General features: G+C 56.1%; 26 protein-coding genes. 11 read left to right on the top strand and 15 right to left on the bottom strand.

The features are described 5' to 3' along the window. The first annotated feature begins 35 nt into the window (after nt 1-35). The 4 genes from KP80_RS03950 (at nt 36) to KP80_RS03935 (ending at nt 4,651) form a co-directional block, all read left to right on the top strand. A complete protein-coding gene (locus KP80_RS03950; RefSeq protein WP_052282287.1) occupies nt 36-1,580 on the top strand; it encodes a PTS transporter subunit EIIC in 1,545 nt (514 codons plus the stop codon). A 13-nt stretch (nt 1,581-1,593) separates the two neighbouring features. Next, on the top strand, nt 1,594-2,958 hold the full coding sequence (locus tag KP80_RS03945) for a 6-phospho-alpha-glucosidase (protein ID WP_052282286.1): 1,365 nt from the start codon (nt 1,594-1,596) through the stop codon (nt 2,956-2,958). 73 nt (nt 2,959-3,031) lie between these two features. Next, the gene (sseA, locus tag KP80_RS03940; RefSeq protein WP_052282285.1) at nt 3,032-3,877 is read left to right on the top strand and encodes a 3-mercaptopyruvate sulfurtransferase; all 846 of its coding nucleotides are present in this window, start codon (nt 3,032-3,034) and stop codon (nt 3,875-3,877) included. Beyond that, entirely contained in the window at nt 3,878-4,651 is a 774-nt protein-coding gene (locus KP80_RS03935; RefSeq protein WP_052282284.1) for a MurR/RpiR family transcriptional regulator, read from the top strand. A gap of 51 nt (nt 4,652-4,702) precedes the next feature. On the opposite strand, the gene sseB is transcribed toward KP80_RS03935, so the two are convergent. The 11 genes from sseB to trmJ all read right to left on the bottom strand — a co-directional run bounded on the left by sseB (nt 4,703) and on the right by trmJ (nt 13,667). Then, the gene (gene sseB, locus KP80_RS03930) at nt 4,703-5,479 is read right to left on the bottom strand and encodes an enhanced serine sensitivity protein SseB (protein ID WP_052282283.1); all 777 of its coding nucleotides are present in this window, start codon (nt 5,477-5,479) and stop codon (nt 4,703-4,705) included. A gap of 158 nt (nt 5,480-5,637) precedes the next feature. Further along, the gene (gene pepB, locus KP80_RS03925; protein ID WP_052282282.1) at nt 5,638-6,921 is read right to left on the bottom strand and encodes an aminopeptidase PepB; all 1,284 of its coding nucleotides are present in this window, start codon (nt 6,919-6,921) and stop codon (nt 5,638-5,640) included. Nucleotides 6,922-7,054: 133 nt separating this feature from the next. After that, nucleotides 7,055-7,255, bottom strand: a complete 201-nt coding sequence (gene iscX / locus KP80_RS03920; RefSeq protein ID WP_052282281.1) for a Fe-S cluster assembly protein IscX — start codon at nt 7,253-7,255, stop codon at nt 7,055-7,057. 11 nt (nt 7,256-7,266) lie between these two features. After that, complete coding sequence (gene fdx / locus KP80_RS03915; protein ID WP_052282280.1) at nt 7,267-7,602, bottom strand: ISC system 2Fe-2S type ferredoxin; 336 nt, start codon at nt 7,600-7,602, stop codon at nt 7,267-7,269. A 1-nt stretch (nt 7,603) separates the two neighbouring features. Continuing rightward, nucleotides 7,604-9,454, bottom strand: coding sequence for a Fe-S protein assembly chaperone HscA (hscA, locus tag KP80_RS03910; RefSeq protein WP_052282279.1), 1,851 nt, complete (start codon nt 9,452-9,454; stop codon nt 7,604-7,606). Nucleotides 9,455-9,469: 15 nt separating this feature from the next. Then, entirely contained in the window at nt 9,470-9,985 is a 516-nt protein-coding gene (gene hscB / locus KP80_RS03905) for a co-chaperone HscB (protein WP_052282278.1), read from the bottom strand. Between the two features lie 79 nt (nt 9,986-10,064). Further along, a complete protein-coding gene (iscA, locus tag KP80_RS03900; protein WP_052282277.1) occupies nt 10,065-10,388 on the bottom strand; it encodes an iron-sulfur cluster assembly protein IscA in 324 nt (107 codons plus the stop codon). 18 nt (nt 10,389-10,406) lie between these two features. Continuing rightward, entirely contained in the window at nt 10,407-10,793 is a 387-nt protein-coding gene (iscU, locus tag KP80_RS03895) for a Fe-S cluster assembly scaffold IscU (RefSeq protein ID WP_004866383.1), read from the bottom strand. A 23-nt stretch (nt 10,794-10,816) separates the two neighbouring features. Continuing rightward, nucleotides 10,817-12,031, bottom strand: coding sequence for a cysteine desulfurase (gene iscS / locus KP80_RS03890; RefSeq protein WP_052282276.1), 1,215 nt, complete (start codon nt 12,029-12,031; stop codon nt 10,817-10,819). Between the two features lie 162 nt (nt 12,032-12,193). Then, nucleotides 12,194-12,685 carry a Fe-S cluster assembly transcriptional regulator IscR gene (gene iscR, locus KP80_RS03885; RefSeq protein WP_052282275.1) on the bottom strand — a complete coding sequence of 164 codons (492 nt, stop codon included), beginning with the start codon at nt 12,683-12,685 and terminating at the stop codon, nt 12,194-12,196. Nucleotides 12,686-12,932: 247 nt separating this feature from the next. Further along, on the bottom strand, nt 12,933-13,667 hold the full coding sequence (gene trmJ / locus KP80_RS03880) for a tRNA (cytosine(32)/uridine(32)-2'-O)-methyltransferase TrmJ (protein WP_052282274.1): 735 nt from the start codon (nt 13,665-13,667) through the stop codon (nt 12,933-12,935). A gap of 118 nt (nt 13,668-13,785) precedes the next feature. Between trmJ and suhB the strand changes: the two genes are divergently transcribed. Then, the gene (suhB, locus tag KP80_RS03875) at nt 13,786-14,589 is read left to right on the top strand and encodes an inositol-1-monophosphatase (protein WP_052282273.1); all 804 of its coding nucleotides are present in this window, start codon (nt 13,786-13,788) and stop codon (nt 14,587-14,589) included. 82 nt (nt 14,590-14,671) lie between these two features. On the opposite strand, the gene KP80_RS03870 is transcribed toward suhB, so the two are convergent. Together KP80_RS03870 and KP80_RS03865 are read right to left on the bottom strand one after the other, a co-directional pair. Continuing rightward, complete coding sequence (locus KP80_RS03870) at nt 14,672-15,652, bottom strand: nickel/cobalt transporter (protein ID WP_052282272.1); 981 nt, start codon at nt 15,650-15,652, stop codon at nt 14,672-14,674. Next, nucleotides 15,643-16,281, bottom strand: coding sequence for a DUF1007 family protein (locus KP80_RS03865; protein ID WP_052282271.1), 639 nt, complete (start codon nt 16,279-16,281; stop codon nt 15,643-15,645). The genes KP80_RS03870 and KP80_RS03865 overlap by 10 nt, the downstream gene beginning before the upstream one ends. 116 nt (nt 16,282-16,397) lie before the next feature. Here KP80_RS03865 and csiE point away from each other — a divergent pair, with 116 nt between their 5' ends. Further along, nucleotides 16,398-17,675 carry a stationary phase inducible protein CsiE gene (csiE, locus tag KP80_RS03860; RefSeq protein WP_052282270.1) on the top strand — a complete coding sequence of 426 codons (1,278 nt, stop codon included), beginning with the start codon at nt 16,398-16,400 and terminating at the stop codon, nt 17,673-17,675. Here the strand turns inward: csiE and KP80_RS03855 are convergent. Then, nucleotides 17,672-18,808, bottom strand: a complete 1,137-nt coding sequence (locus tag KP80_RS03855) for a 3-phenylpropionate MFS transporter (RefSeq protein ID WP_052282269.1) — start codon at nt 18,806-18,808, stop codon at nt 17,672-17,674. The two genes, csiE and KP80_RS03855, sit on opposite strands and share 4 nt — an antisense overlap. Nucleotides 18,809-18,972: 164 nt before the next feature. After that, nucleotides 18,973-19,863, bottom strand: a complete 891-nt coding sequence (hcaR, locus tag KP80_RS03850) for a DNA-binding transcriptional regulator HcaR (protein WP_052282268.1) — start codon at nt 19,861-19,863, stop codon at nt 18,973-18,975. A gap of 136 nt (nt 19,864-19,999) precedes the next feature. On the opposite strand from hcaR, the gene hcaE reads away from it, so the two are divergent. Genes hcaE through hcaD form a run of 5 tightly spaced genes read left to right on the top strand, consistent with a single transcriptional unit; the run spans nt 20,000 to nt 24,217 of the window. Then, a complete protein-coding gene (gene hcaE / locus KP80_RS03845; RefSeq protein ID WP_052282267.1) occupies nt 20,000-21,361 on the top strand; it encodes a 3-phenylpropionate/cinnamic acid dioxygenase subunit alpha in 1,362 nt (453 codons plus the stop codon). Then, the gene (hcaF, locus tag KP80_RS03840; RefSeq protein WP_052282266.1) at nt 21,358-21,876 is read left to right on the top strand and encodes a 3-phenylpropionate/cinnamic acid dioxygenase subunit beta; all 519 of its coding nucleotides are present in this window, start codon (nt 21,358-21,360) and stop codon (nt 21,874-21,876) included. Before hcaE ends, hcaF begins: the two co-directional genes overlap by 4 nt. Beyond that, a complete protein-coding gene (gene hcaC / locus KP80_RS03835; protein WP_052282265.1) occupies nt 21,876-22,193 on the top strand; it encodes a 3-phenylpropionate/cinnamic acid dioxygenase ferredoxin subunit in 318 nt (105 codons plus the stop codon). Before hcaF ends, hcaC begins: the two co-directional genes overlap by 1 nt. After that, complete coding sequence (gene hcaB, locus KP80_RS03830) at nt 22,193-23,005, top strand: 3-phenylpropionate-dihydrodiol/cinnamic acid-dihydrodiol dehydrogenase (protein WP_052282264.1); 813 nt, start codon at nt 22,193-22,195, stop codon at nt 23,003-23,005. The genes hcaC and hcaB overlap by 1 nt, the downstream gene beginning before the upstream one ends. Before the next feature lie 9 nt (nt 23,006-23,014). After that, nucleotides 23,015-24,217: a phenylpropionate dioxygenase ferredoxin reductase subunit gene (hcaD, locus tag KP80_RS03825; RefSeq protein ID WP_052282263.1), complete on the top strand. Its 1,203-nt coding sequence runs from the start codon at nt 23,015-23,017 to the stop codon at nt 24,215-24,217. Nucleotides 24,218-24,240 lie beyond the last annotated feature (23 nt).

The raw sequence follows: 24,240 nt of genomic DNA, 5'->3' as shown, positions 1-24,240 counted from the left end.
CCCTTATCTATGCGGTTCAAAAATTGGAGAACAGAATGAAAAGAGCCGTTAATGCCCTACAAAATTTTGGTAAATCTCTTTATGGGCCGGTGCTGATCCTACCTATCGTTGGCCTGTTTATCGCTTTTGGTAACGTGCTGGGTAACGGCAGTCTGGCCGAATATATTCACGTGCTGGGCTACCCGGCGGTGCAAAATCTCGGGCAGCTGATTGCCAAATCGGCGGTGTCACTACTGGTAAACCTGGCGATGATTTTCGCCGTCGGTATCCCTATTGGCCTTGCCGCCCGCGACAAAGGCTATGCCGCCCTGCTGGGGCTGGTGACCTTTATCGTGTTTATCAACGCCATGAACGTCACGCTGCAACTGCAAGGCGAACTGGCTCCGGCCGACCAGATGCGTACCGCAGGACAAAGCGTGGTGCTGGGCGTGCAGGTGCTGGAGATGGGCGTCTTTGCCGGGATCTTGACCGGCGCGCTGACAGGATATCTTTATAACCGCTACTCCGGCGTGCAGTTCTCCGGCGCGATGGCAATTTACTCCGGCCACTGCTTTGTCACCATTATTATCCTGCCGGTGGCGATAGTACTCGGCGTGGTCATGAGCGAACTGTGGCCATGGGCGCAGCATGGTATCAGTGCGCTGGCGCTGGCGATTAAAGGCTCCGGTCCCTTCGGCGTAGCGATTTACGGCTTCCTGGAACGCATTCTGGTGCCAACCGGACTCCATCATCTGGTTTATACCCCGTTCCTGTATACCGAGCTGGGGGGGACGCAAGAGGTGTGCGGCACGATGTATCAGGGCGCGAGGAATATCTACTTCGCCGAGATGGCCTGTCCTGATGTGGCCCAATTAAGCAGCACCGTGGTGTGGGATGCGCGCGGTATCAGCAAAATGTTCGGCCTGCCGGCCGCCGCGCTGGCGATGTACGTCACCGCCAAACCGGAGCGTAAAGCGGCGGCAAAAGCCATTCTTATCCCGGCGGCGCTAACCTCGATGCTGGTCGGCGTAACCGAACCTATTGAGTTCTCCTTCCTCTTCGTCGCCCCGCTGCTGTTTGTGGTGCACGCGGTGCTGACCGGTATCGGCATGATGCTGTTCTCGCTCTTCGGCGTCCACGCCATCGGTGCCAACGGTATTATCGATTTCATTCTCTACAACCTGCCGCTGGGCACCGCCAAATCCAACTGGCCGATGTACATCGTCGTAGGACTCATCATGTTCACGCTGTACTTCGTTATCTTCCGCTTCCTGATCCTGCGCTTTGACATGAATACGCCGGGCCGTGAAGAGGACGACCAGCAGACGAAGCTCTACAGCAAGCAAGAGTATCAGGCAAAGGGCAATAACGACGGTCTGGGTGCCAGCATCATTGCAGGGCTGGGCGGCCGCGACAACATTGAGGTGGTGGACAACTGCTACACCCGCCTGCGCGTCACGGTGAAAGACGTGGCGCAGATTAACGAACCACAGCTTAAAGCGACCGGTGCCAAGGGCATCATCAAGCAGGGTAATAACGTTCAGGTGGTCTACGGGCTGCATGTCAAAAAAATGCGAGAAGCCGTTGAAGCGGTTCTCTGAAGGAGGCTATACCATGTTGAAATCCCCATTTATTCTGGCTATCGCCGGTGGCGGCAGTACCTACACGCCGGGTATCGTGAAAAGTTTGATGGTGCGGCTGGCCGATTTCCCGCTGGCGGAAATCCGTCTCTACGATATTGATGAAGCCCGCCAGAACACCATTGCCCCGGTAGTGGAAAAGGTCATTCGCGACCACAGCCAGAGTATTAAATTTACCGTCACCACCTGCCCGGAAACGGCGTTCAGCGGTGCCCATTTCGTCTTTGCACAAATGCGCGTGGGGCAGTACAAAATGCGCGAACTGGATGAAAAAATCCCGCTGCGTCACGGCGTGGTTGGCCAGGAGACCTGTGGCCCCGGCGGGCTGGCCTATGGTTTACGCACGATCCTGCCGATGGCCGAACTTATCGATCTGGTGGAGCGTTATGCCTCTCCGAAAGCGTGGATCGTTAATTACTCCAACCCGGCAGCGATCGTCGCGGAAGGGATCCGCCGCCTGCGCCCAAATGCACGCGTACTGAACATCTGCGATATGCCGGTGGCGGCGATGCGTAATATGGGTGCCATCCTTGGCGTGGACCGCCATAAACTCGACGTTGACTACTTTGGCCTCAACCACTTCGGCTGGTTTACCCAGGTCCGCGTCGATGGCGAAGACAAAATGCCGGAACTGCGCCGCCATGTCGCAAAATTTGGCCTACTGACGGAAGATGCGGCGCAAACCGACCCGCAGCACGCCGACCCATCGTGGGTGAAAACCTGGCGTAATATTCAGCCAATCATGGACTGCTTCCCGGAGTATCTGCCAAACCCATATTTGCAGTACTACCTGATGCCCAACCAAATTGTTGAACATCAAAACCCGGACTATACCCGCGCCAATGAGGTGATGGACGGGCGTGAGAAAAAGCTGTTTGCCGCGGCGGTGGAATATAAAAACACCGGCATTCTGCCCGACGCATTCCACGTAGGCGTGCACGGCGCATTTATTGTCGATGTTGCCTGCTCGCTGGCGTTCGACCTGCGCCAGCGTCATCTGGTGATTGTGGAAAACCAGGGGGCTATCGCCAATCTGCCGGACGACGCGATGGTTGAGGTCCCGGCCTATATCACCGCCAATGGCCCGGAGCCGGTGCGAATGGGCAACGTGCCGCTCTTCCACCAAACGCTGCTAATGCAGCAGTTGGCCTCAGAGCAGTTGCTGGTTGAAGCCACGCTTGAGGGCAGCTACGAAAAAGCGCTGCAGGCTTTCACTCTCAACCGGACGGTACCCACCATGGCACACGCCAAAGCGATCCTCGATGAGATGATTACCGCCAATCAGGACTACTGGCCGCATTTGCAACGCGCCTGGCAAAATGGTGAAGCAACGCGCTAATAAACCGCTGGTCACTTGTCGGTGTGAGTAAAAACACCGACAATCCCTTTGTTATTCATCAATGGAGGGTAATATGACCACTTCGTTTTTTGTTGCCGCCGACTGGCTGGCAGAGCACGTTGATGACCCGGAAGTACAGATTATTGACGCCCGTATGGCGCCCCCGGGGCAAGAACACCGCGATCTCAACGCAGAATTCCGCGCCGGGCACCTGCCGGGCGCCGTTTTTTTTGATATTGAAGCCCTCTCCGACCATACCTCTCCCCTGCCGCATATGATGCCGCGCCCGGAAGCGTTTGCCGTCGCCATGCGCGAACTGGGCGTCAGTCGCGACAAACATCTGGTTATCGTCGATGAAGGCAACCTGTTCTCTGCGCCACGCGCGTGGTGGATGCTGCGCACCTTCGGGGCACAGCGGGTGTCGATTCTGGCCGGTGGTTTGGCTGGCTGGCAGCGCGACGATCTGCTGCTGGAAACGGGCGACGCCAGGAAATCTGAAGGCGAGTTTGACGCAGAATTCACCCCGGAAGCCGTCAAACGCCTCACCGATGTGCTGCTGGCCAGCCACGAAGGCACTGCGCAAATCGTCGATGCACGTCCCGCGCCGCGCTTTAACGCACAGGTGGACGAACCGCGTCCGGGCCTGCGTCGCGGCCATATCCCAGGAGCGCGCAACGTCCCATGGGGCGATTTAGTTATCAATGGCGAACTGAAAACCACCGATGAGCTGGAAGCCATCTTTGCGCACCAGGGCGTTGATCTGGCGAAACCGATTATCGTCAGCTGCGGTTCCGGCGTCACGGCGGCAGTTGTTGCCCTCGCGCTGGCGACGCTGGACGCGCCTGACGTCACGCTGTATGACGGCTCATGGAGCGAATGGGGTGCGCGGGCCGACTTGCCGATTGAGCCTGCCCAGTAAATGGATAATCGGCTGGCGACGCTGCTGACGCGCGGGGATTCCTTAACACGCGCCGAGTACCGGGTATTGGCTCATCTCACGGAACACCCGTTACTGGTCGGCAACATCACCGTCCGCCAGCTGGCTCAAGCGACCTTTGTCTCCACGGCGACTATTATGCGTCTGTGTCAGAAGCTGGGCTTTAGTGGCTACAGCGAGTTTATCTGGCACTGCAAAACGCTGCTGGCGGAGACTCCGCACATTGCCGTACAGCAGCCGGACAACGCCGGTGAAAGCTCGGCGCTGTTCAACCACTTCCTGGCCAATTACCAGCTCACCTTCCAGTGGGCGACGGCAGAAAAACGTCAGCAGTTCACCCGTCTGTTACGCGAGCAGGAGCATTTTTTTCTCTACGGCGCAGGCTTTTCCTATCTGTTCGCCGAGTATCTGACCAAAAAGTTGCAGGTGCTGGGCAAGACGGCATTTATTTCCGGGCCGGGCGATAGCCGCAATATTTTTCTCAGCAACGCCGCGCGCTATCAGGTGTTTATCGCCGTTTCGCGCAGCGGTGAGACGGAGCAGGTACTGGATAAAGCGCGTATCGCCCGCAACGTCGGCATGACGGTGGTGGCATTTACCCGCGTCTCGGCGAATACGTTGGCCGGCCTCGCCGACTTGCATTTTGCGCTCTATGACGAAGCGGTGCACTTCGCCGCAGAGGCCGCAGGCGTCACCTCATTCGAGTCGAATCTGGTTTTGCTGATGGATTTACTGCTGCTGGAAGCGACGGGATAACTTGCCGCTTATCGGCCTGATTACGGGCTAATAAGCGGCGTGAGCCGTCGTTTAGATGATGCGGTTTTGTTTGAAATCACGCAGGAAGCTACCCCAGCGTTTTTCATAGAACGGCGTGATATGGGCGAGCATAAAGTGGCTAATGCCCTTTTCGCCTTCAACCACCTGACAGATATCAATCGGCTCATCACCCGGCAAGGTATCAGTCGCCACGCTGCCGGCGGCGTGAATAATCTCTTCGATATCCCCTTCCGCTTCGATACCGATAAGCAGGTTTGGCTGTTCATCCGCATGCTCTTTGATTGAGCATAGGAACGCGCGTTTCACCGTTTTCAGGGTTTTAAACAGCGTGGTCAGCGACTCCACCATTTGCGCTGGCGGCTCCGCCACTTCAGAGAGCAGCAGCGCGCTGCCGCCTTCTAAAACTTCCTGCGTGCTGAGCGGGTTGCCCTCTTCGCCAATCAGATGACTGATTTCGCGTGGGGTAAACTCTTTGCCGGTCGGCAGCTTCGCATTCAGGAACAGTGTTTCACCCAGGGTCATCTCAAACAGCGTACGCACCGGCATGGCAACAAACGCCTGCTCGGTGGTCACCGCCTGCTGCAAGGCCTCAAGCGAGGTAAAGAAAGGGATAACCGAAGTCCCATCATCTTTTTCCCAGTGCTGTAGCTCAAGCGCGCTGTCGTCGACAACCTGTTGGTCATCAGCAGCGGTACCCGGTACCCAAACGGTGGATTCCAGCAACGTGCGGAAGAACGCCGGACGGTGAGCAGGTTCTGTGGCAGCCTGCTCGAGCAGGGTTTCTAATTCGTTTTTGGTTTCGGACATAGTGGTTCCAGATGGCATGAATTCCCCTCACTCCGTCCCTCTTCTCAAAGGGGCGAGGGAGAAAGCCGGCTCCTCACTTCAGCTTATGCGTCAAGGGAAAGAGTCGATCAGTACCCTCTCCCCTTTGGGGAGAGGGTTAGGGTGAGGAGCGAAAATGACTAAGCGGTCAACAGATTGGCAATCGTGCGCACACCCAGACCGGTCGCACCCGCCGACCACTGCTCAACGGCAGATTTACGGTAGGTTGCCGAACAGTCGATATGCAGCCAGCCCTTATGGTAGTTTTCCACGAAGTGGGACAGGAAGCCCGCTGCGGTGCTCGCACCGGCCGGGTAGGCTGCGCTGCCGGTGTTGTTCAGTTCAGCAAAATTGGACGGCAGCTGGTTACGGTGGAACTCGGCCAGCGGCAGACGCCAGAAGGCTTCGTTCTCTGCCTGCGCGCTTGCCAGCAGACGGTTCGCCAACTGGTCGTCGAAGCTGAACAGTGCGTGGTAGTCGTTACCCAGCGCGGTTTTTGCCGCTCCGGTCAGGGTCGCCGCATCAATAATCAGCTCTGGTTTCTGCGCGCTGGCATCAATCAGACCATCCGCTAACACTAAGCGCCCTTCGGCATCGGTGTTCATCACTTCGACATTTTTACCGTTACGGTAGTGAATGATGTCGCCAAGCTTAAAGGCGTTACCGCTGATCAGGTTGTCGGCACAGAGCAGGAACAGCTTCACGCGCTTGTTAAGGCCACGAGTGATAGCCAATGCCAGCGCGCCGGTTACGGTTGCCGCACCGCCCATATCGGACTTCATCGAATCCATAAAGGCGCTCTGTTTAATGCTGTAGCCACCGGAATCGAAGGTAATCCCTTTACCCACCAGGCAAGCATAAACCGGCGCTTCTTTATCGCCGGTTGGGTTGTAGTCCAGCGTCAGAAGAACCGGTGGGCGATCGGAACCACGTCCCACGGTGTGCAGGCCCATATAGTTCTGCTCACGTAGATCGTCGCCTTTGGTAATACGGTAGGAAACGTGGTCACAGGCCACGCCGCACAGCAGATCAACAGCACGCTGTGCCAGTTGCTCTGGCCCGAGCTCTTCCGCTGGGGCGTTGATGGTGTCGCGTACCCAATCAATATAGGTGAGACGGTTATCCAGCTCGGCTTTTTGCACATCATCCAGTTCAGGCCACTCAACCTGACGGCTGCCTTTCGGCCCTTTATAGCCAGACCAGAAAGCCCAGGCGCGTTCAACGTCCCAGCCTTCACCGGCAAGCGCAACGTGCTTGATGCCCATGCCGTCAATTTTACGCGCTGCGCGCTGAATCAGGCCCGCGTCATCACGGCCGGTAAGGTGCAGGGAAATGCCGTCGTCATTAATGCTATAAGTCGCTTTGTCACCCCAGCGCGCGTCGGCTGGCTGGGTAGACAGGGTAATTTTCATCGCTTCTGTCATTTTATTTATCCTTATTAGCAAACGGGCCGCCCAATGGCAGCCCGTTAAGAAATTTTCACTCAATGCTTCACGTTACAGGAAATTGACCAGTAAACGCAGCCAATGCATCTGCAACGTGAATCATGACGCGAAATTAGTCTGCTTCATCCAACCAGACTAACAGAATTGCCTCAAGAATTTTTTCATTTGATGCCTGAGGGTCATCATCAAAATCTTCGAGGTCACAAATCCATTGGTGCAGGTCAGTGAAACGTACGGTCTTCGGATCGGTGTCCGGGAAGGCATCGTACAGCGCTTCGCCGATTTCGCGGCTGTCAGTCCACTTCAGTCCCATACTATCCCCTGTTAGTGCTCGCGCGCGTGGTTAATTGTGTAACGCGGAATTTCGACCACCAGATCTTCGTCGGCAACGCGCGCCTGACAGCTTAAGCGGCTATCCGGCTCCAGACCCCACGCTTTATCCAGCATGTCGTCTTCGTCTTCCGTACTTTCCGCCAGCGAATCAAAACCTTCGCGGACGATGCAGTGGCAGGTGGTGCACGCACAGGATTTCTCACAGGCATGTTCAATCTCAATACCGTTACGCAGAGCAACGTTGAGAATAGTTTCACCGCTTTCAGCTTCCAAAACCGCGCCATCCGGACACAGGTCCTGATGAGGCAAAATCACAATCTTTGGCATATTAAACCTCGTCCACGGATTGGCCTTTCAGCGCCATACGGACGGATTGGTCCATACGACGAGCGGCGAATTCCTGGGTTTGTTTGTCAACGTTTTTAATGGCTTGTTCTATGGCGTCAGTATCATCGCCCTCGGCTGCCGCGCTCAGTTCGGCGGCGACGCGGTCAATGTCCTGACGCTCTGCGGCGCTTAACAGCGCGGCATCAGCAGCAAGCGCGCTGTGCAGGCTTTCCAGCACGCGAGCGGCTTCCACTTTCTGCTCCGCCAGCATGCGTGCTTTCACGTCTTGCTCGGCGTAGCTCATGGAATCTTTAATCATGGTAGCGATTTCGCCATCGGTCAGACCGTAGGACGGTTTCACCTGAATGGAGGATTCAACGCCAGTGGATTTCTCCATTGCCGTAACGCTGAGGAGACCATCGGCATCGACCTGGAAGGTCACGCGAATATGCGCGCCACCCGCCGGTAATGCCGGAATACCGCGCAGCGCAAAACGAGCCAGCGAGCGACAATCCTGCACCAGTTCACGTTCCCCTTGCATCACGTGGATGGACATCGCGGTCTGGCCGTCTTTGAAAGTCGTAAACTCCTGCGCACGCGCCACCGGAATGGTGGTATTACGCGGGATCACTTTCTCCACCAGGCCGCCCATGGTTTCGAGGCCCAGCGACAGTGGGATCACATCCAGCAGCAGCATTTCGCTGTCCGGCTTGTTGCCCACCAGAATATCGGCCTGAACGGCTGCGCCGATGGCGACAACTTTGTCCGGGTCGATAGATGTCAGCGGCGTGCGGCCAAAGAATTCGCCCACGCGTTCACGCACCAATGGCACGCGAGTTGAACCACCGACCATCACCACGTCTTTCACTTCTTCGGCTTCCACGCCCGCGTCTTTCAGCGCGCGACGACAGGCCAGCAGCGTGCGCTTCACCAGCGCAGAAATGAGTTCGTTAAACTGTTCGCGAGTGACCTCGCCTTTCCAGCCGGCCACCTCAACGGTAACGCTATCGGCGTCGCTCAGCGCAATTTTGGCAGCGATAGCAGCATCCAACAGCTCGCGCTGTACGCGGTTGTCACTGCGATCGGCAATACCCGCCTGTTCGCGGATATGGTCAGCCAGCAGGTGGTCAAAGTCATCGCCGCCCAGCGCGGAATCACCGCCGGTCGCCAGCACTTCAAACACGCCACGGCTCAGACGCAAAATGGAGATATCAAACGTCCCACCGCCGAGATCATAAACGGCAATCACGCCTTCCTGACCGGAGTCAAGGCCGTAGGCAATGGCTGCTGCGGTCGGTTCATTGAGCAGACGCAGAACGTGCAGGCCCGCCAGACGCGCGGCGTCTTTGGTGCCCTGACGCTGGGCATCATCAAAGTAGGCCGGAACGGTAATCACCACGCCGTCCAGTTCACCCGCAAGGGATTCCGTTGCGCGTGCGGCCAACGCTTTGAGGATATCAGCGGAGACGCGAATCGGGTTCAGGACGCCGGCGTCAGTCACCAGCATCGGCAGGCCGTTTTCACTGGCCTGGAACTGATACGGCAGATGTGGGTAACGCGCCTGAATGTCCGCCAGCGAGCGCCCCATCATGCGTTTTACGGAGCTGATGGTATTGGCCGGATCCTGCGCGGCGTTAGCACGCGCATCGTAGCCGACGACGTGACCCTGTGCCTGGTAATGCACGACGGACGGCAGCAGGTGACGCCCCTGGCTATCAGCCAACGTCTCAGCCTGGCCGCTACGCACGGTCGCCACCAGGGAATTGGTGGTGCCTAAATCGATGCCCACCGCCAGACGACGCTGGTGCGGTGCGGCACTCAGCCCCGGCTCACTAATTTGTAATAAGGCCATGTTAAGCTTCCAAAATCAGAAATCGAGCAGCTTTTCTTCGAGTAATTCAGCGCTGCTTTGGAGTTTATCGAGAAAACGCAGCTTACGCACGGTATCCGCCGCCGCATCCCACGTCTTAGCGTCTAATTCCGCCACCATCTGCTGCTGGCGTTGGGTATACATTGTTTTAATGCGTTTTTGCAGGTTTTCAAGGCGGTCTGTATCTTTCGCCTGTTCAATCTCATCAAGCTCTTCGCGCAGTTCCAGCTGTTCCATCAGGAACGCGGTATCGCGGACGGTGTGCTGTTCGGATGAGAGGTCAAAACCGTGCAGGGAGAGCAGATATTCCGCACGCGTCAGCGGGTGACGCAGAGTTTGCCATGCCTGGTTAATGTTGGCGGAGCGCTGAACCGCAGCAAGCTGTTCGGCGTCGCTGGCGCTGGCAAAACGGTCGGGGTGATTCTGACGCTGCAGGTCCTGGAAACGTGCCGCAAGGGCCTGAGTGTCTACGTGATAATCGGCTGGCAAACTAAAAAGAGTAAAGTAATCCATGACGATCTCAGGGTTAACTATTTAAAACAAACCCCACGCACAGCGATGAAACCATGAGTGGGGTTGGCAGGACTCAACACTAGACGTTAAAGCTTTCGCCGCAGCCGCACTCGTCTTTCACATTCGGGTTAGTAAATTTAAACCCTTCGTTCAGACCTTCTTTCACGAAGTCCAGCTGCGTACCATCAAGAAATTGCAGGCTTTTACCGTCGATGACAACCTTCACGCCTTTGTCTTCGAATACGGTGTCTTCTGCCGCCGGCTCGTCAACAAATTCCAGTACATAGGCCATACCTGAACAGCCGGACGTTCTAACGCCCAGGCGCAGGCCAAACCCTTTACCGCGGTTTGACAAGAAGGTATTGACTCGCTCTGCTGCACTGTCGCTTAAGGAAATCGACATAATAACCTCAACTCTTAATTATTTTGCTTCACGTTTGCTTTTGTAGTCCGCAATCGCGGCTTTAATCGCGTCTTCTGCCAGGATAGAACAGTGAATTTTCACTGGTGGCAGTTCAAGCTCGTCTGCGATATCGGTGTTTTTAATCGCCTGTGCTTCGTCCAGCGATTTCCCTTTTACCCATTCGGTAACCAGAGAGCTGGAAGCAATGGCGGAACCGCAGCCGTAAGTCTTGAAACGCGCGTCTTCAATGATACCTTCATTGTTGACTTTAATCTGCAACTTCATCACGTCGCCGCAGGCCGGTGCACCGACCATGCCGCTGCCGACGCTATCGTCGCTGTTGTCGAAGGAACCGACGTTACGTGGGTTCTCGTAGTGATCGATTACTTTTTCGCTGTAAGCCATGATGAATTCTCCTTATCTACCGATTAATGATGTGACCATTCAATGCTGTTCAGATCCACGCCCTGCTTGAACATTTCCCACAGTGGAGAAAGGTCGCGCAGACGGCCAATGGAGTTGCGAACCAGATTGATGGCGTAGTCAATCTCTTCTTCGGTAGTGAAACGACCTAAAGAGAAACGAATAGAGCTATGCGCCAGCTCATCAGTCATACCCAGCGCGCGCAGCACGTAGGATGGCTCAAGGCTTGCGGAAGTACAGGCAGAACCGGAAGAGACGGCCAGGTCTTTCAGCGCCATGATCAGCGACTCGCCTTCAACAAAGTTGAAGCTGACGTTGAGGATGTTTGGTGCGCCCTGCTCGAGATCACCGTTAAGGTAAACCTCTTCCATATCTTTCACGCCGTTCCACAGACGGTTACGCAGACCGCGCAGACGCGCCATCTCAGTTTCCATCTCTTCTTTCGCGATACGGTAAGCTTCACCCATACCGACGATCTGGTGGACAGGCAGAGTACCGGAACGCATACCGCGCTCGTGACCGCCGCCGTGCATTTGCGCTTCGATACGGATACGTGGTTTACGACGAACGTACAGTGCGCCGATACCTTTTGGACCGTAGATTTTGTGACCGGAGAAGGACATCAGGTCAACTTTCAGCTGGCTCAGGTCGATTGGCAGTTTGCCCACGCTCTGAGTCGCATCAACGTGATAGATGATGCCGCGCGCACGGCACATTTCGCCGATAGTCGCGATATCCTGCACCACGCCGATTTCGTTGTTCACGTGCATGATGGAAACGAGGATGGTGTCATCACGCATCGCCGCTTCGAGCTCTTTCAGGTCAATAATCCCATTGCGCTGTGGCGCCAGATAGGTAATCTCAAAACCTTCACGCTCAAGCTGACGGCAGGTATCCAGAACGGCTTTATGCTCGGTTTTGCTGGTGATGATGTGCTTGCCTTTTTTCTGATAAAAGTTGGCAGCACCTTTAATCGCCAGGTTATCGGATTCAGTCGCACCGGAAGTAAATACGATTTCACGCGGGTCTGCACCAACGAGCTCGGCAATCTGGTTACGGGCGATATCTACCGCCTCTTCAGCATGCCAGCCGAAACGGTGTGAACGGGAAGCGGGGTTACCAAAGTTTCCGTCCAGGGTCAGACACTGCATCATTTTCTCGGCAACACGCGGGTCCACCGGCGTGGTTGCGGAGTAGTCGAGATAGATCGGTAATTTCATTGCTCTTTAACTCCGTACATCACTCAATGCAAGGAATCAGGCAACCGGCTGGATGTACGACCGTGTTGACGGGAGGTGAATCCCGGCCTGACTCTGAAATCTCTTTTTTATTTAGCCTGCCCTGCCAGATGTTCCTTCGCGGAACACGGCAGGGCCGGTTGATTATGCACGTAACTTAACGTCGATTGCGTCTTGTACGCGATTGTTGCGGGTGGTGTCATGCGAATGCTGGCGGCCAGACACGTCCAGAACTTCCTGGTTATTCACCAGTTCACCTAAAGTGATGTTGTTCAGGAAACCGGTCAGACGGTCGCTCAGATCGCGCCACAGTGCGTGGGTTAAACATTTATCGCCGCCCTGGCAGCCACCTTTACCCTGGCAGCGGGTTGCGTCAACGGACTCGTCCACTGCGCTAATCACTTCACCCACAGCGATGTGGATAGCTTCTTTCCCCAGCAGATAACCACCGCCTGGTCCGCGAACGCTGGACACTAAACCATTTTTACGCAGACGGGAAAACAGCTGCTCCAGATAGGAGAGTGAGATTCCCTGACGTTCAGAAATATCGGCCAACGGTACCGGGCCCGATTCGGAGTTGAGTGCAACGTCCAGCATCGCGGTCACGGCATAACGCCCTTTAGATGTCAGTCTCATGTCTTACTTAACCTCAAAACTCGCCCCTGCCCGGGGTTTTTAATAATAGTGGGGGTATTGCATAGCAGGGCCAAGTCTGACATTCCCGACTAAAACAGTCAACTATTTACTTGAGTAAATTAGTCAGGTATTTGGCGTTCCGTGCGCTATTGATAATGAACAGCTTCTCGTCATGACTGACCTGACCAGACGGTAAATAACACGGCCTGTCAGCCGGATAAGCAAAGCGCCATCCGGCCTTCGGCGATTACTTGCCTTTATTCTGCTGCTCAATCGACGCCAGAATGCCGCGTAGGATGTTCAGCTCCTGGCTTTCCGGGCGGGCGCGGGTGAACATGCGACGCAGCTTATTCATCACCTGCCCTGGATGGTTTTCACGGATAAAACCGGTAGAAAGCAGCGTCTGCTCCAGATGGCCGTAAAAACGTTCCAGATCGTCAACCAGCGGATAAGGGGTTTCATCCTGTTCAACGACCGGGGCATCGCTTTCCTGCGCGGCCAGCCAGGCCATACGCACTTCATAAGCAATTACCTGCACCGCCATCGCCAGGTTCAGCGAGCTGTACTCTGGGTTCGCAGCAATCGCTACGTGATAGTGGCATTTCTGCAATTCGTCGTTGGTCAGGCCAACGCGTTCGCGGCCAAACACCAGCGCCACCGGCGCGTGTGCACCTTCAGCTACGCTTTTCAGGCCGCATTCACGCGGATCGAGCATTGGCCACGGCAGCGTGCGGGAACGCGCGCTGGTGCCCACCACCAGGCTACATCCGGCCAGCGCTTCGTCGAGAGTATCGACGATCTGCGCGTTACCAATAACGTCACTGGCACCTGCCGCGAGGGCGATGGCCTGCGAGTCCGGTTTGACCAGCGGGTTAACCAGCCACAGATTGGTTAAGCCCATGGTTTTCATAGCGCGGGCCACGGAGCCCATGTTGCCAGTGTGGGATGTTTCGACCAGTACGATTCGGATATTTTGCAGCATTGTCATTCTTCGTCTAAAGATTATTCGGCCATATTATCATAAAACGAAGACATGTTCTTTTCTCGCTGCTATACTCTGCGCCGTTTTCCCGTTCTTTAACATCCAGTGAGAGAGACCGATGCATCCGATGCTGACCATCGCCGTGCGCGCAGCGCGCAAGGCGGGTAATGTAATTGCCAAACACTATGAAACGCCTGACTCAGTAGAAACGAGCCAGAAAGGCAGTAACGATTTCGTGACTAACGTCGATAAAGCCGCCGAAGCGATTATTATCGAAACGATCCGCAAATCTTACCCGCAACACACCATTATCACCGAAGAAAGCGGTGAACATGTTGGCGAAGATCTGGATGTTCAATGGGTTATCGATCCACTGGATGGCACCACCAACTTTATCAAACGTCTGCCGCACTTCGCGGTATCCATCGCAGTACGCATCAAAGGCCGTACTGAAGTCGCCGTTGTTTACGATCCAATGCGTAACGAACTGTTCACCGCTACCCGCGGCCAGGGCGCACAGCTCAACGGCTACCGTCTGCGCGGCAGCATCGCTCGCGATCTGGATGGCACCATCATCGCTACCGGCTTCCCATTCAAAGCTAAGCAGCACGCACCAGCGTACATGAAGATCCTCGGCAACATGTTTACCGAATGCGCGGACTTCCGTCGTTCTGGTTCTGCCGCGCTGGATCTGGCCTACGTTGCCGCAGCGCGCGTTGACGGCTACTTCGAAATTGGCCTGAAGCCATGGGATTTCGCCGCAGGCGAACTGATCGCTCGTGAAGCAGGCGCACTGGTATGCGACTTCACCGGTGGCCACAACTACATGATGACCGGCAACATCGTTGCCGGTAACCCACGCGTCGTGAAAGCGATGCTGGCGAACATGCGTGACGAACTGAGCGAAGCGCTGAAGCGCTAAGTGATTGCCCGGTAGCGTGATGCTTACCGGTGCAACAAGATTGAAGGTCGGATAGGGCGTCAGCCGCTATCCGGCCTTTTTTTTAAAACGGACGCAGCCCGCGACCCGCCGGAACCGCACTTCCCCACATCACCACCGCCGCCACCACCAGAATCACGCCCCCGGCTAACGCCAACGTACTCCAGCCCACCTGCCGCCACAGCACCGGCGCTTTATTGCCGCTAAGTCTGACCGCCAGCGTGCGAAACGCATGTACCAGCAGCGCTAACGAGGTGATAGTCAATGATGTGCCCGCCGCCATTGCCAGCGCCGAGGCCATTCCCCAGGCAAATACGCCAATCACTTTACTGAACAACAGCACCATAATCGCCCCTGAACACGGGCGCATTCCCATTGAAAGAATAATCATCAGCCTGGCGCGCCAGTCGTCGTCACGCGCAAGTTGGTCGGGATTCGGCATATGCTGATGTCCACATCCACAGCCGTCATGATGAACATGGTGGGGTATAAACGCGGTGAATTTCGGCTTTCGCAGCAGCGTGCGTAGCTTTTTCAGCGCCCGCCAGCACAGCATCAGCCCCAGTATGCCCACCAGCCCATAGCTGGCTTTCTCCAGCCAAAAACTGCTGAGGTGCAGCTGCCGTGCGGGTAATTGCAGAACGCTCAGTACCACCACGACCAGAACAATCGCCACCACCCCCTGCAATAAAGACGAGGCCAGAGTCAGGCCAATGCTCGACTTTAATTTTGAGGGATGCGTTGCCAGCCATGTCGTGATCACCACTTTGCCGTGTCCCGGCCCTAACGCATGCAGCACGCCGTAGGTGAAACTAAACAGCAGCAGCGTCATCCCCGCCTGCCCCGGATTGGCGGCCACCGCTTTGAGCAGGCTGCTCATCTGCTGGTTAACTTCGCGCTGCCAGATAACGCTTTTGAGCATCACCTGCGGCCAGACCTGCCACAGCCATAGCAAACCGGCGACGGCCGCGATAGCAAAAATCAACAAGGGCCATAGCTGTAGCCAGCGGCGCGCGGGTCGACGGTTAACGGAGATTACGGACATTGTATGGTCACCTTCTGCGCAAACTGCTTACCTAACTCCATGTCCTCTGCCGGTGCGTCTTCTTTATCGAGCGACTGGGCGTACAGGAGCATATCTTCATTAGGCTTTGGCGTATGCACGCTCACTTTGCATGCGCCTTTATAATCAGGTGCAAAGGTAACATCGCCGTCTTTTTCATAACTCATATCGACGTAATAGGTCGGATCGAAAGTGGAGAAAATATAGGTCTGCCCCGCCAGCGGCTGCGGTTTGGCAAGCGGTAGCGTGAAGGTCAGTACTGCCTGGTGCCCTTGGCGTGCCAGGCCATAGGCGGTGGGCAAATTGTCAAACTTCACCTTTTGGCCGTTATGCCAAAATTCAGAAAAATAGTGCTGCCCCAGCACGTTGGCCATCACTTCCGCCGCCAGTTTTTTCCACACTTCATCTCCTGGCTTGGCATTTCCAGCATCGTAAAGCAGATCGGCTGAGGTCAGTTCGTCCATCGTCCAGCGCATTTTCATGCCGGTAAGCTGGCCGTCACTGACCACCAGTTGGTTGGTGATGGTAATAAAACTGTGCGGATGCGCACGGGCGCTTAACGATAAAACCGCAAGAAACACCAGAACCACGCATTGTTTCACTCTCTTCATCCGTTCCTCAGTGAAAAATTCTGTGACCGCCTCCAGCATTCCTAAGCGAAAGCCCATTAGCTGCCGTTATCTTTTGTCTACGCTTATTCCTAATACCTGCTGCTGGATGCCAACAGATGATGACCGTACTCGAACCGCCATCTGTGCTTTCCAGTCCGCAGCGCCGTTGCCAGGCGCTGCTGATGCTGTATCTCCCAGGACATGTCATTACGCCGGAATACATTGGCAAAGTGAATAATGTCGATGTTTCAACGGCCCGGCAAGATATCGTTGATGCCGGTCAGGAGATCGAGCGTTACCATCGTCTGGCGATCGCCACTCAGGCGGATGGCAGCTATCGGATTGAAGGCACCAATCTCGACCTGCGCCTGTGCTTACTGCACTGGCTTCGCCGCGCCTTGCGCCTGTGTCCGTATTTCATCAGCCATCATTTTACGCCCGCGATCAAAACGCAGCTTAAACAGCTGAAAATCGCCCGTAACCTCTATGACGAGACCAACCTTCAGGCGCTGGTCAACCGCTGTGGGCGTAGCCTGCAGCGGCAGTTTGAATCCCGCGATGGGCAGTTTTTACGCCTCTATTTGCAATACTGTTTATTACAGCATCATCAAGGGGAAAGCCCGCACTTTAATCCGCAGCAAAGCGCATGGGCCAGCTCAACCGTTGAATTTCAAACGGCAGCAGAGATTGTGCGCCACTGGCAGCGGCGCGTACGTCAAATTCCTAACCACAACGAACAGCACTTTCTGGCGCTGCTGTTTATGCTGCTGAAAATCCCTGACCCACACCATGATGAACATGAACAGGATCGACAGCTCCAGCAGGCCGTCGCGCAGCTTGTTAGCCACTTTCAGCAAACCGCCGGCTGCCGCTTCACCGATGAAAAAGGCTTGATCCATCACCTCTATATTCATCTAGCGCAGGCGCTTAATCGCTGCGTTTATGAAATCGGTATCGACAACCATTTATCCGAAGAGATCCACCGCCTCTACCCGCGGCTTATCCGCACCACTCGCGAAGCGCTGCGCGAGTTTGAAGCGCGTTTTGCCCTGCGTTTTAGCGATGATGAAGCGGCGTTGATTGCGGTAATTTTTGGAGCAGGATTAATGCAGGAGAGCGAATTGCACGAAAAACAGGTGGTGTTATTAACCGGTGATAATCCATCGCTGGAACAGGAAATTGAGCAACAGCTGCGAGAGTTGACCCTGCTGCCGCTCAATGTGAAATATCTGGCGGTGCCCGTCTTCCAGAAACAGGGCGCTCCGAAGGACAGCACGCTGGTGATTTCACCTTATGCCATCGTTCTGCCGCTGTTTTCGCCGCCGCTGATTCACGCAGAGCAGGCGCTCAGCGAACATCAGCAGCAGCATATCTGTAAAATACTCGAGACTTAGCGTGCCACGGTCTTGGGCCGCAGCAGTACGGCAGGCAGCGCCACCAGCGCCATCACCCAGAACAGCCCCTGATGCAGATGCTGGTAGAGGAAGCCGGCAAACATCGTCATCACCGCAATACTGCCGCCCATCGCTACCGCAGAATAGACGGCCTGCAGGCGGATAACTTCGCCGCCCTGGCGCGCTGCAATGTAGCGCATCGCGGCCAGATGGCAGACGGTAAAGGTACCGCAGTGGAGGATCTGAATCAGAACGAGCCACGGCAGGCTCGTCGTCCAGCCCATCAGCCCCCAGCGTATCACGCCGCAAATGGCCGACAGCAACAGCAGATCGCGGGCGCTAAACCGTCGAAAGACCTTTTTACTCAGCGCAAAGGTCACCACTTCTGCGACCACCCCTAACGACCATAGATAGCCAATCGCCGATGCCGAATACCCCGCCCCTTCCCAGTATATGGCGCTAAAGCCGTAATAGGCCGCGTGCGCCCCCTGCAGCAGACTGACGCAGGCAAGGAATCGCCAGTTTTGTACCACCAGCGTGCGCCAGGCCGACCAGCCCACCGACTCCTGATGGCGAGATTCGCCGAGCGGCATAACCGATGGTTTGAGCAGCATACCCAATAACATGGACGCCACGCCCAGGCTCAGCATCAATAAGATGACCTGATAGCCGTACAGGCTGACCAGCTTACCGGTCAGCGCAGAGCCAATCACAAAGGCGATGGAGCCCCACAGGCGCACTCGCCCATAATCCATGGTTATCTGTTTTTGCCAGGTATTCGCCAGCGCGTCGGTTAACGGCACCAGCGGCGAGAAGAACAGGTTAAAGCCAATCATCACCACCATCAGCCAGGCGACATGCGTGCCAGCCCAAAACATGAGCGCAAACAGCAGCGTCATCAGCGCGAGGATGCGTAATACGCGGATTAATAATGAAGGATCACTAACACGCGGAGCAATCAGTAGGCTGCCGAGAAAACGCGCCACCAGACCCGCGCCGAGCAAAAGACCGATGGTTTCGGGCGACAGCCCCGCTCCTTTGAGCCAAACGCTCCAGAAAGGCAGAAAAATACCGTAGCTAAAGAAGTAGGTGAAGTAGCTGAGCGCCAGCCAGCGCGTGGAGTGCAAAACCATGGGTCCTCCCGTTATGGAGGCCTTAGTCTACTGACTCAACACACATTTCGAAGAGCATTACCCATCTCGCTTACCAGAGAACTGTGATGGACATCACTTTTAACCTTTTTCTGCCCGTCGCGGTCAGTCCCGTGATAATGGGCAGTCGGCTGTAGAATCAGTCATTAAGCCTGCACGGGCTCGAGTCGCCGTTGTGCCAGTTCGATAAAATCCTGCAGCGCGGGCTTAAGCTCCCCTTTTTTCCAGGCCATCAGCAGCGCTAGAGTCGGCGCCTCGCCGTCAATTGGCCGAAAAACCACCTGGCCGGTATTAAAATTATTCATATAACCGGGTATCAAAGTCACGCCCAGCCCCATACCAACGAGGTTCATGGTCACCAGAATATTGGTTGCCACCTGCACAATGTTCGGCTGGCTGTGCTCTTTTTCGAACCACGCTTTGACCACCGCCGACAGCTCACCGGAATAGTCGGGATCGGTGGTCACAAAGTCAACGCCATGCAACTGCTGGGCGGAAATACGGCTTTCGCTCGCCAGCGGATGCTCCGCCGGTAATACCACCACCAGTGGTTCGTGGAACAGTTCAACCACGCTGATATCCTGCCCCAAAACCGGATAACGCATCAATCCGACGTCCAGCTCGCCGCTGCGCAGCTTCTCTTCTTGCTGCGTAGTGATCAGACTCACCAGTTCAATGTCCGTCTCCGGCTGACGCATGCGTAGCAGCGGCAGCACGTGCGGCAGCAGGTTAACTTCGGCAGAAGGGACAAAACCAATCGCCAGATGATCGTTATCCAGCGCCGCTTTGCAGGCACGCATTTTGGCAATTTCCGCCTGTTCAAGAATGGCCAGCGCATCGGCCAAAAAGCCCTCTCCCGCACGGGTTAAAGTCACTTTGCGTTTATCACGCTCCAGCAAAGACACACCGACGCACTGTTCCAGATCGCGAATTTGGCTGCTGAGGGAGGGCTGCGAGGTATGCAGTTTTTCCGCCGCACGGGTGAAATTGAGTTCCTGCGCCACCGCGACGAAATAGCGTAAATGCCTCAGCTCCATTCCCATCTCCTTGTTATCGATAAAACGTCTCAGCTGGTAGAAATTATCTATTTCACATATCGATAACCCACAAGCAACATAAGGATGACACAAAAATGAAAAGGTCAATACCTCTTACCCTGCAGGATTAAAAAATATGACCACAAAAGCGAAAATCGACGTCTACCCGCTGGTAGACACCCAACAAGGTCGGGTGACCCCACGAATTTATACCGACCCCGACATCTATCAGCTCGAAATGGAGCGGATCTTTGGCCGCTGCTGGCTATTCCTGGCCCATGAAAGCCAAATCCCGAAAGCGGGCGATTTCTTTAACACCTACATGGGCGAAGACGCCGTGGTGGTGGTCCGTCAAAAAGACGGCAGCATCAAGGCGTTTTTAAATCAGTGCCGCCATCGCGCCATGCGCGTGAGCTACGCCGACTGCGGCAACACCCGCGCCTTCACCTGCCCCTATCACGGCTGGTCTTACGGTATAAACGGTGAACTTATCGACGTGCCGCTGGAGCCGCGAGCCTACCCGCAAGGGTTGTGCAAATCCCACTGGGGGCTCAACGAGGTACCGTGCGTCGAAAGCTATAAAGGGCTTATCTTCGGCAACTGGGATACGACAGCACCCACGCTTCGCGACTATCTAGGCGATATGGCCTGGTATCTGGACGGCGTGCTGGATCGCCGCGAAGGCGGTACCGAAATCGTCGGCGGCGTACAGAAGTGGGTTATTGACTGTAACTGGAAATTCCCCGCCGAGCAGTTTGCCAGCGACCAGTACCATGCGCTGTTTAGCCATGCTTCGGCCGTGCAGGTGCTTGGCGCAAAAGATGACGGTAGCGACAAACGTCTGGGCGATGGGCAAACCGCTCGCCCGGTATGGGAAACCGCCAAAGATGCGCTGCAGTTTGGTCAGGATGGGCACGGCAGCGGCTTTTTCTTTACTGAACAGCCGGACGCCAACGTCTGGGTGGATGGTGAAGTCTCCAGCTATTACCGTGAGACCTACCCAGAAGCGGAGCAGCGTCTGGGCAAAGTGCGCGCCCTGCGTCTCGCCGGTCACAACAATATTTTCCCCACGCTTTCCTGGCTTAACGGCACCGCCACGCTGCGCGTCTGGCACCCGCGCGGCCCGGATCAAGTAGAAGTATGGGCCTTCTGTATTACCGATAAAGCCGCATCCGATGAAGTCAAAGCCGCCTTTGAAAACAGCGCGACCCGCGCATTCGGTCCGGCCGGATTCCTGGAGCAAGATGATTCGGAAAACTGGTGTGAAATTCAAAAACTGCTGAAAGGAAACCGCGCGCGTAACACCAGCCTGTGTCTGGAGATGGGCTTAGGCCAGGAGAAGCGTCGTGACGATGGTATTCCAGGGATCACCAACTACATTTTCTCCGAGACTGCCGCCCGCGGTATGTACCAGCGCTGGGCCGATTTACTCAACAGCGAAAGCTGGCAGGAAGTGACCGAGAAAACCGCCGCCTATCAGCAGGAGGTGATGAAATGAGCCATTTCGTCTCTCTTGAGCTACATCATCGCATCAGCCAGTTCCTGTTTGAGGAAGCGCGTCTGCTGGATGACTGGCAGTTCCGCGACTGGCTGACACAGCTCGACGATGATATTCGCTACACCATGCGCACCACCGTCAACGCCCAGACTCGCGACCGCCGCAAAGGCGTACAGCCGCCAACCACCTGGATTTTTAACGACAATAAAGATCAGCTCGAGCGCCGAATCGCTCGTCTGGAAACCGGGATGGCGTGGGCAGAAGAACCGCCTTCACGTACCCGCCACCTGATCAGCAATTTACAGGTGAGCGAAACCGACCAACCGGATGTGTTTACCGTACGTCTCAACTATTTGCTGTCACGCGCGCAAAAGGAGCGCGACGAAACCTTTTACGTCGGCACCCGCGTGGATAAAGTCCGCCGCCTGCCGGGCGACGAGTGGCGTCTGCTGGCACGTGAGATCGTGCTCGATCAAGCGGTGATCTCCTCCCACAACCTGAGCGTACTCTTCTGATGAATCGTGTATTTGCCTGCTCCACTGCGGAGCTACCGGAAGGGGAAGCCCTTCGCCTGGAAACCTCTCCCGTCATCGCCCTGTTCCATATTGGCGGAGAGTTTTATGCCATCAACGATCGCTGTAGTCACGGCAACGCCTCCATGTCAGAAGGCTATCTGGAGGACGACGCCACGGTGGAATGCCCGCTGCATGCCGCCAGTTTCTGCCTGAAAACCGGCCAAGCGCTGTGCCTGCCCGCCACCGATGCCCTCACCACCTATGCGGTGCATGTGGACGGTGGCGACGTGTTTATTGATATTCCCGAGGAGGCATGATGAGCGATCTGCGTGATGAAGTGGTGTTTATTACCGGCGGTGGATCCGGCCTGGGACTGGCGCTGGTTGAACGCTTTATTGAAGAAGGCGCGAAGGTCGCCACCCTCGAACTCTCGGCGGCGAAAGTCGCCAGCTTACGCCAGCGTTTTGGCGAGCACGTACTGGCCGTTGAGGGCAACGTGACCTGCTACGCCGACTACCAGCGCGCGGTCGAACAGGTGCTCAACACCTTCGGCAAACTGGACTGTTTTATTGGTAACGCCGGCATTTGGGATCATAACGCGTCACTGATGAATACCCCGGCCGACTCGCTGGAGAGCGGCTTCCACGAACTGTTTAACGTTAACGTGCTGGGCTATCTGCTGGGGGCCAAGGCCTGCGCTCCGGCGCTTATCGCCAGCGAAGGCAGTATCATTTTCACCCTTTCCAATGCGGCGTGGTATCCGGGCGGTGGTGGCCCGCTCTATACCGCGAGCAAGCACGCGGCGACGGGCCTGATCCGCCAGTTAGCCTACGAGCTGGCGCCGAAAGTTCGTGTCAATGGCGTCGGCCCCTGCGGGATGGCGACCGACCTGCGCGGCCCACAGGCGCTGGGGCAAAGCGACACGTCCATTATGCAGTCGCTGACGCCAGAGAAAATTTCCGCCATCCTGCCGCTGCAGTTTTTCCCGGAACCCGCCGATTTTACTGGCCCGTATCTGATGCTGGCCTCGCGGCGCAACAACCGCACGCTGAGCGGCGTGATGATCAATGCTGACGCGGGTCTCGCGATCCGAGGGATCCGCCATGTTGCCGCCGGTCTGGATCTTTAAGGAGTTGTCATGAGTGAACCGATTATTGCCATTATTGGCGGTGGACAAGCCGGAGCGATGGCTGCTGCCGCACTGCGCCAGCAGGGTTTTCACGGCACACTGCATCTTTTTTCCGATGAAACGCACCTACCCTATGAACGACCGCCGCTGTCGAAAGCCATGCTGCTCGACGATAACCCGCAGCTGCAGCCGGTCCTGCCGGCAAACTGGTGGCAGGAGAATAACGTCCAGCTTCATCTGGGGGTGACGATTCGCCATATTGACCGTGCCACTCGCAGCCTGGTTCTGACGGATGGTCAAACCTATCGCTGGACCCAGCTATTGCTGGCTACCGGCGCGGCGGCCAGACCGCTGCCGCTTCTCGACACGCTGGGCGAACGCTGTTTCACTTTGCGCCACTCTAGCGACGCAGAACGTCTGCGCCCTTTGCTTGAGCCGGGAAAATCGCTGGTCGTTATCGGCGCAGGCACGATTGGTCTTGAACTCGCCGCCAGCGCTACCCAGCGTGGCTGCCGGGTCACGGTTGTCGAATTAGCCTCCACGGTGATGGGCCGCAATGCTCCGGCGCCGGTACGCGACTATCTGTTGGCTCGCCATCAGCTGGCGGGTGTACGAGTACTGTTAAATAGCGCGATTGAGCACGTCGAAAACGGCGAGTTTGTTTCCCTAACGCTACAAAATGGCGAGAGGCTAATGGCCGATGCGGTCATTTACGGGATTGGTATTGTGGCCAACGATGCGCTGGCGCGCGATGCAGGGCTTAAGACAGCAAACGGAATTATCGTCGACACCACCTGCACCACCTCGGACCCGGCCATTTTTGCCGCCGGCGATGTGGCGATCGTACGCCAGCCCGATGGCTCGCTGCGCCGGGTCGAAAGCTGGGAAAATGCCAATCTACAAGCGCAGACGGCTGCCGCAGCAATGCTTGGCCAACCATTGCCTGAGCCAGCGCCCGCCTGGTTCTGGACCGATCAGTACAGCGATAATCTGCAGTTTGTCGGCGATATGCAGGGCGAAACGTGGCTGCTGCGCGGTAATCCAGGCGATAAAAAGGCCATCTGGTTCAACCTGCGTGACGGTGCGTTGACCGGCGCGGTAACGTTGAATAATGGGCGTGAAGTACGCGTATTGCGTAAGCTGATTCAGTCCGGTCGTCCGGTGGATGAAGATGCGCTGCGCAACGAAAGCGTGGCGTTGAAATCGCTGTAGCACGTTAGCTCGAGAGACTCCCT

The organism is Kluyvera genomosp. 1 (genome assembly GCF_001266615.1).
Classification (GTDB): domain Bacteria; phylum Pseudomonadota; class Gammaproteobacteria; order Enterobacterales; family Enterobacteriaceae; genus Kluyvera; species Kluyvera cryocrescens_A.
This window is presented reverse-complemented; position numbering and strand designations above follow the sequence as displayed.

Bases quoted from the DNA above. Each gene is read 5' to 3' on its own strand.
- KP80_RS03950 (WP_052282287.1), top strand. From the start codon at position 36: ATGAAAAGAGCCGTTAATGCCCTACAAAATTTTGGTAAATCTCTTTAT.
- KP80_RS03945 (WP_052282286.1), top strand. From the start codon at position 1,594: ATGTTGAAATCCCCATTTATTCTGGCTATCGCCGGTGGCGGCAGTACC.
- sseA (WP_052282285.1), top strand. From the start codon at position 3,032: ATGACCACTTCGTTTTTTGTTGCCGCCGACTGGCTGGCAGAGCACGTT.
- KP80_RS03935 (WP_052282284.1), top strand. From the start codon at position 3,878: ATGGATAATCGGCTGGCGACGCTGCTGACGCGCGGGGATTCCTTAACA.
- sseB (WP_052282283.1), bottom strand. From the start codon at position 5,479: ATGTCCGAAACCAAAAACGAATTAGAAACCCTGCTCGAGCAGGCTGCC.
- pepB (WP_052282282.1), bottom strand. From the start codon at position 6,921: ATGACAGAAGCGATGAAAATTACCCTGTCTACCCAGCCAGCCGACGCG.
- iscX (WP_052282281.1), bottom strand. From the start codon at position 7,255: ATGGGACTGAAGTGGACTGACAGCCGCGAAATCGGCGAAGCGCTGTAC.
- fdx (WP_052282280.1), bottom strand. From the start codon at position 7,602: ATGCCAAAGATTGTGATTTTGCCTCATCAGGACCTGTGTCCGGATGGC.
- hscA (WP_052282279.1), bottom strand. From the start codon at position 9,454: ATGGCCTTATTACAAATTAGTGAGCCGGGGCTGAGTGCCGCACCGCAC.
- hscB (WP_052282278.1), bottom strand. From the start codon at position 9,985: ATGGATTACTTTACTCTTTTTAGTTTGCCAGCCGATTATCACGTAGAC.
- iscA (WP_052282277.1), bottom strand. From the start codon at position 10,388: ATGTCGATTTCCTTAAGCGACAGTGCAGCAGAGCGAGTCAATACCTTC.
- iscU (WP_004866383.1), bottom strand. From the start codon at position 10,793: ATGGCTTACAGCGAAAAAGTAATCGATCACTACGAGAACCCACGTAAC.
- iscS (WP_052282276.1), bottom strand. From the start codon at position 12,031: ATGAAATTACCGATCTATCTCGACTACTCCGCAACCACGCCGGTGGAC.
- iscR (WP_052282275.1), bottom strand. From the start codon at position 12,685: ATGAGACTGACATCTAAAGGGCGTTATGCCGTGACCGCGATGCTGGAC.
- trmJ (WP_052282274.1), bottom strand. From the start codon at position 13,667: ATGCTGCAAAATATCCGAATCGTACTGGTCGAAACATCCCACACTGGC.
- suhB (WP_052282273.1), top strand. From the start codon at position 13,786: ATGCATCCGATGCTGACCATCGCCGTGCGCGCAGCGCGCAAGGCGGGT.
- KP80_RS03870 (WP_052282272.1), bottom strand. From the start codon at position 15,652: ATGTCCGTAATCTCCGTTAACCGTCGACCCGCGCGCCGCTGGCTACAG.
- KP80_RS03865 (WP_052282271.1), bottom strand. From the start codon at position 16,281: ATGAAGAGAGTGAAACAATGCGTGGTTCTGGTGTTTCTTGCGGTTTTA.
- csiE (WP_052282270.1), top strand. From the start codon at position 16,398: ATGATGACCGTACTCGAACCGCCATCTGTGCTTTCCAGTCCGCAGCGC.
- KP80_RS03855 (WP_052282269.1), bottom strand. From the start codon at position 18,808: ATGGTTTTGCACTCCACGCGCTGGCTGGCGCTCAGCTACTTCACCTAC.
- hcaR (WP_052282268.1), bottom strand. From the start codon at position 19,863: ATGGAGCTGAGGCATTTACGCTATTTCGTCGCGGTGGCGCAGGAACTC.
- hcaE (WP_052282267.1), top strand. From the start codon at position 20,000: ATGACCACAAAAGCGAAAATCGACGTCTACCCGCTGGTAGACACCCAA.
- hcaF (WP_052282266.1), top strand. From the start codon at position 21,358: ATGAGCCATTTCGTCTCTCTTGAGCTACATCATCGCATCAGCCAGTTC.
- hcaC (WP_052282265.1), top strand. From the start codon at position 21,876: ATGAATCGTGTATTTGCCTGCTCCACTGCGGAGCTACCGGAAGGGGAA.
- hcaB (WP_052282264.1), top strand. From the start codon at position 22,193: ATGAGCGATCTGCGTGATGAAGTGGTGTTTATTACCGGCGGTGGATCC.
- hcaD (WP_052282263.1), top strand. From the start codon at position 23,015: ATGAGTGAACCGATTATTGCCATTATTGGCGGTGGACAAGCCGGAGCG.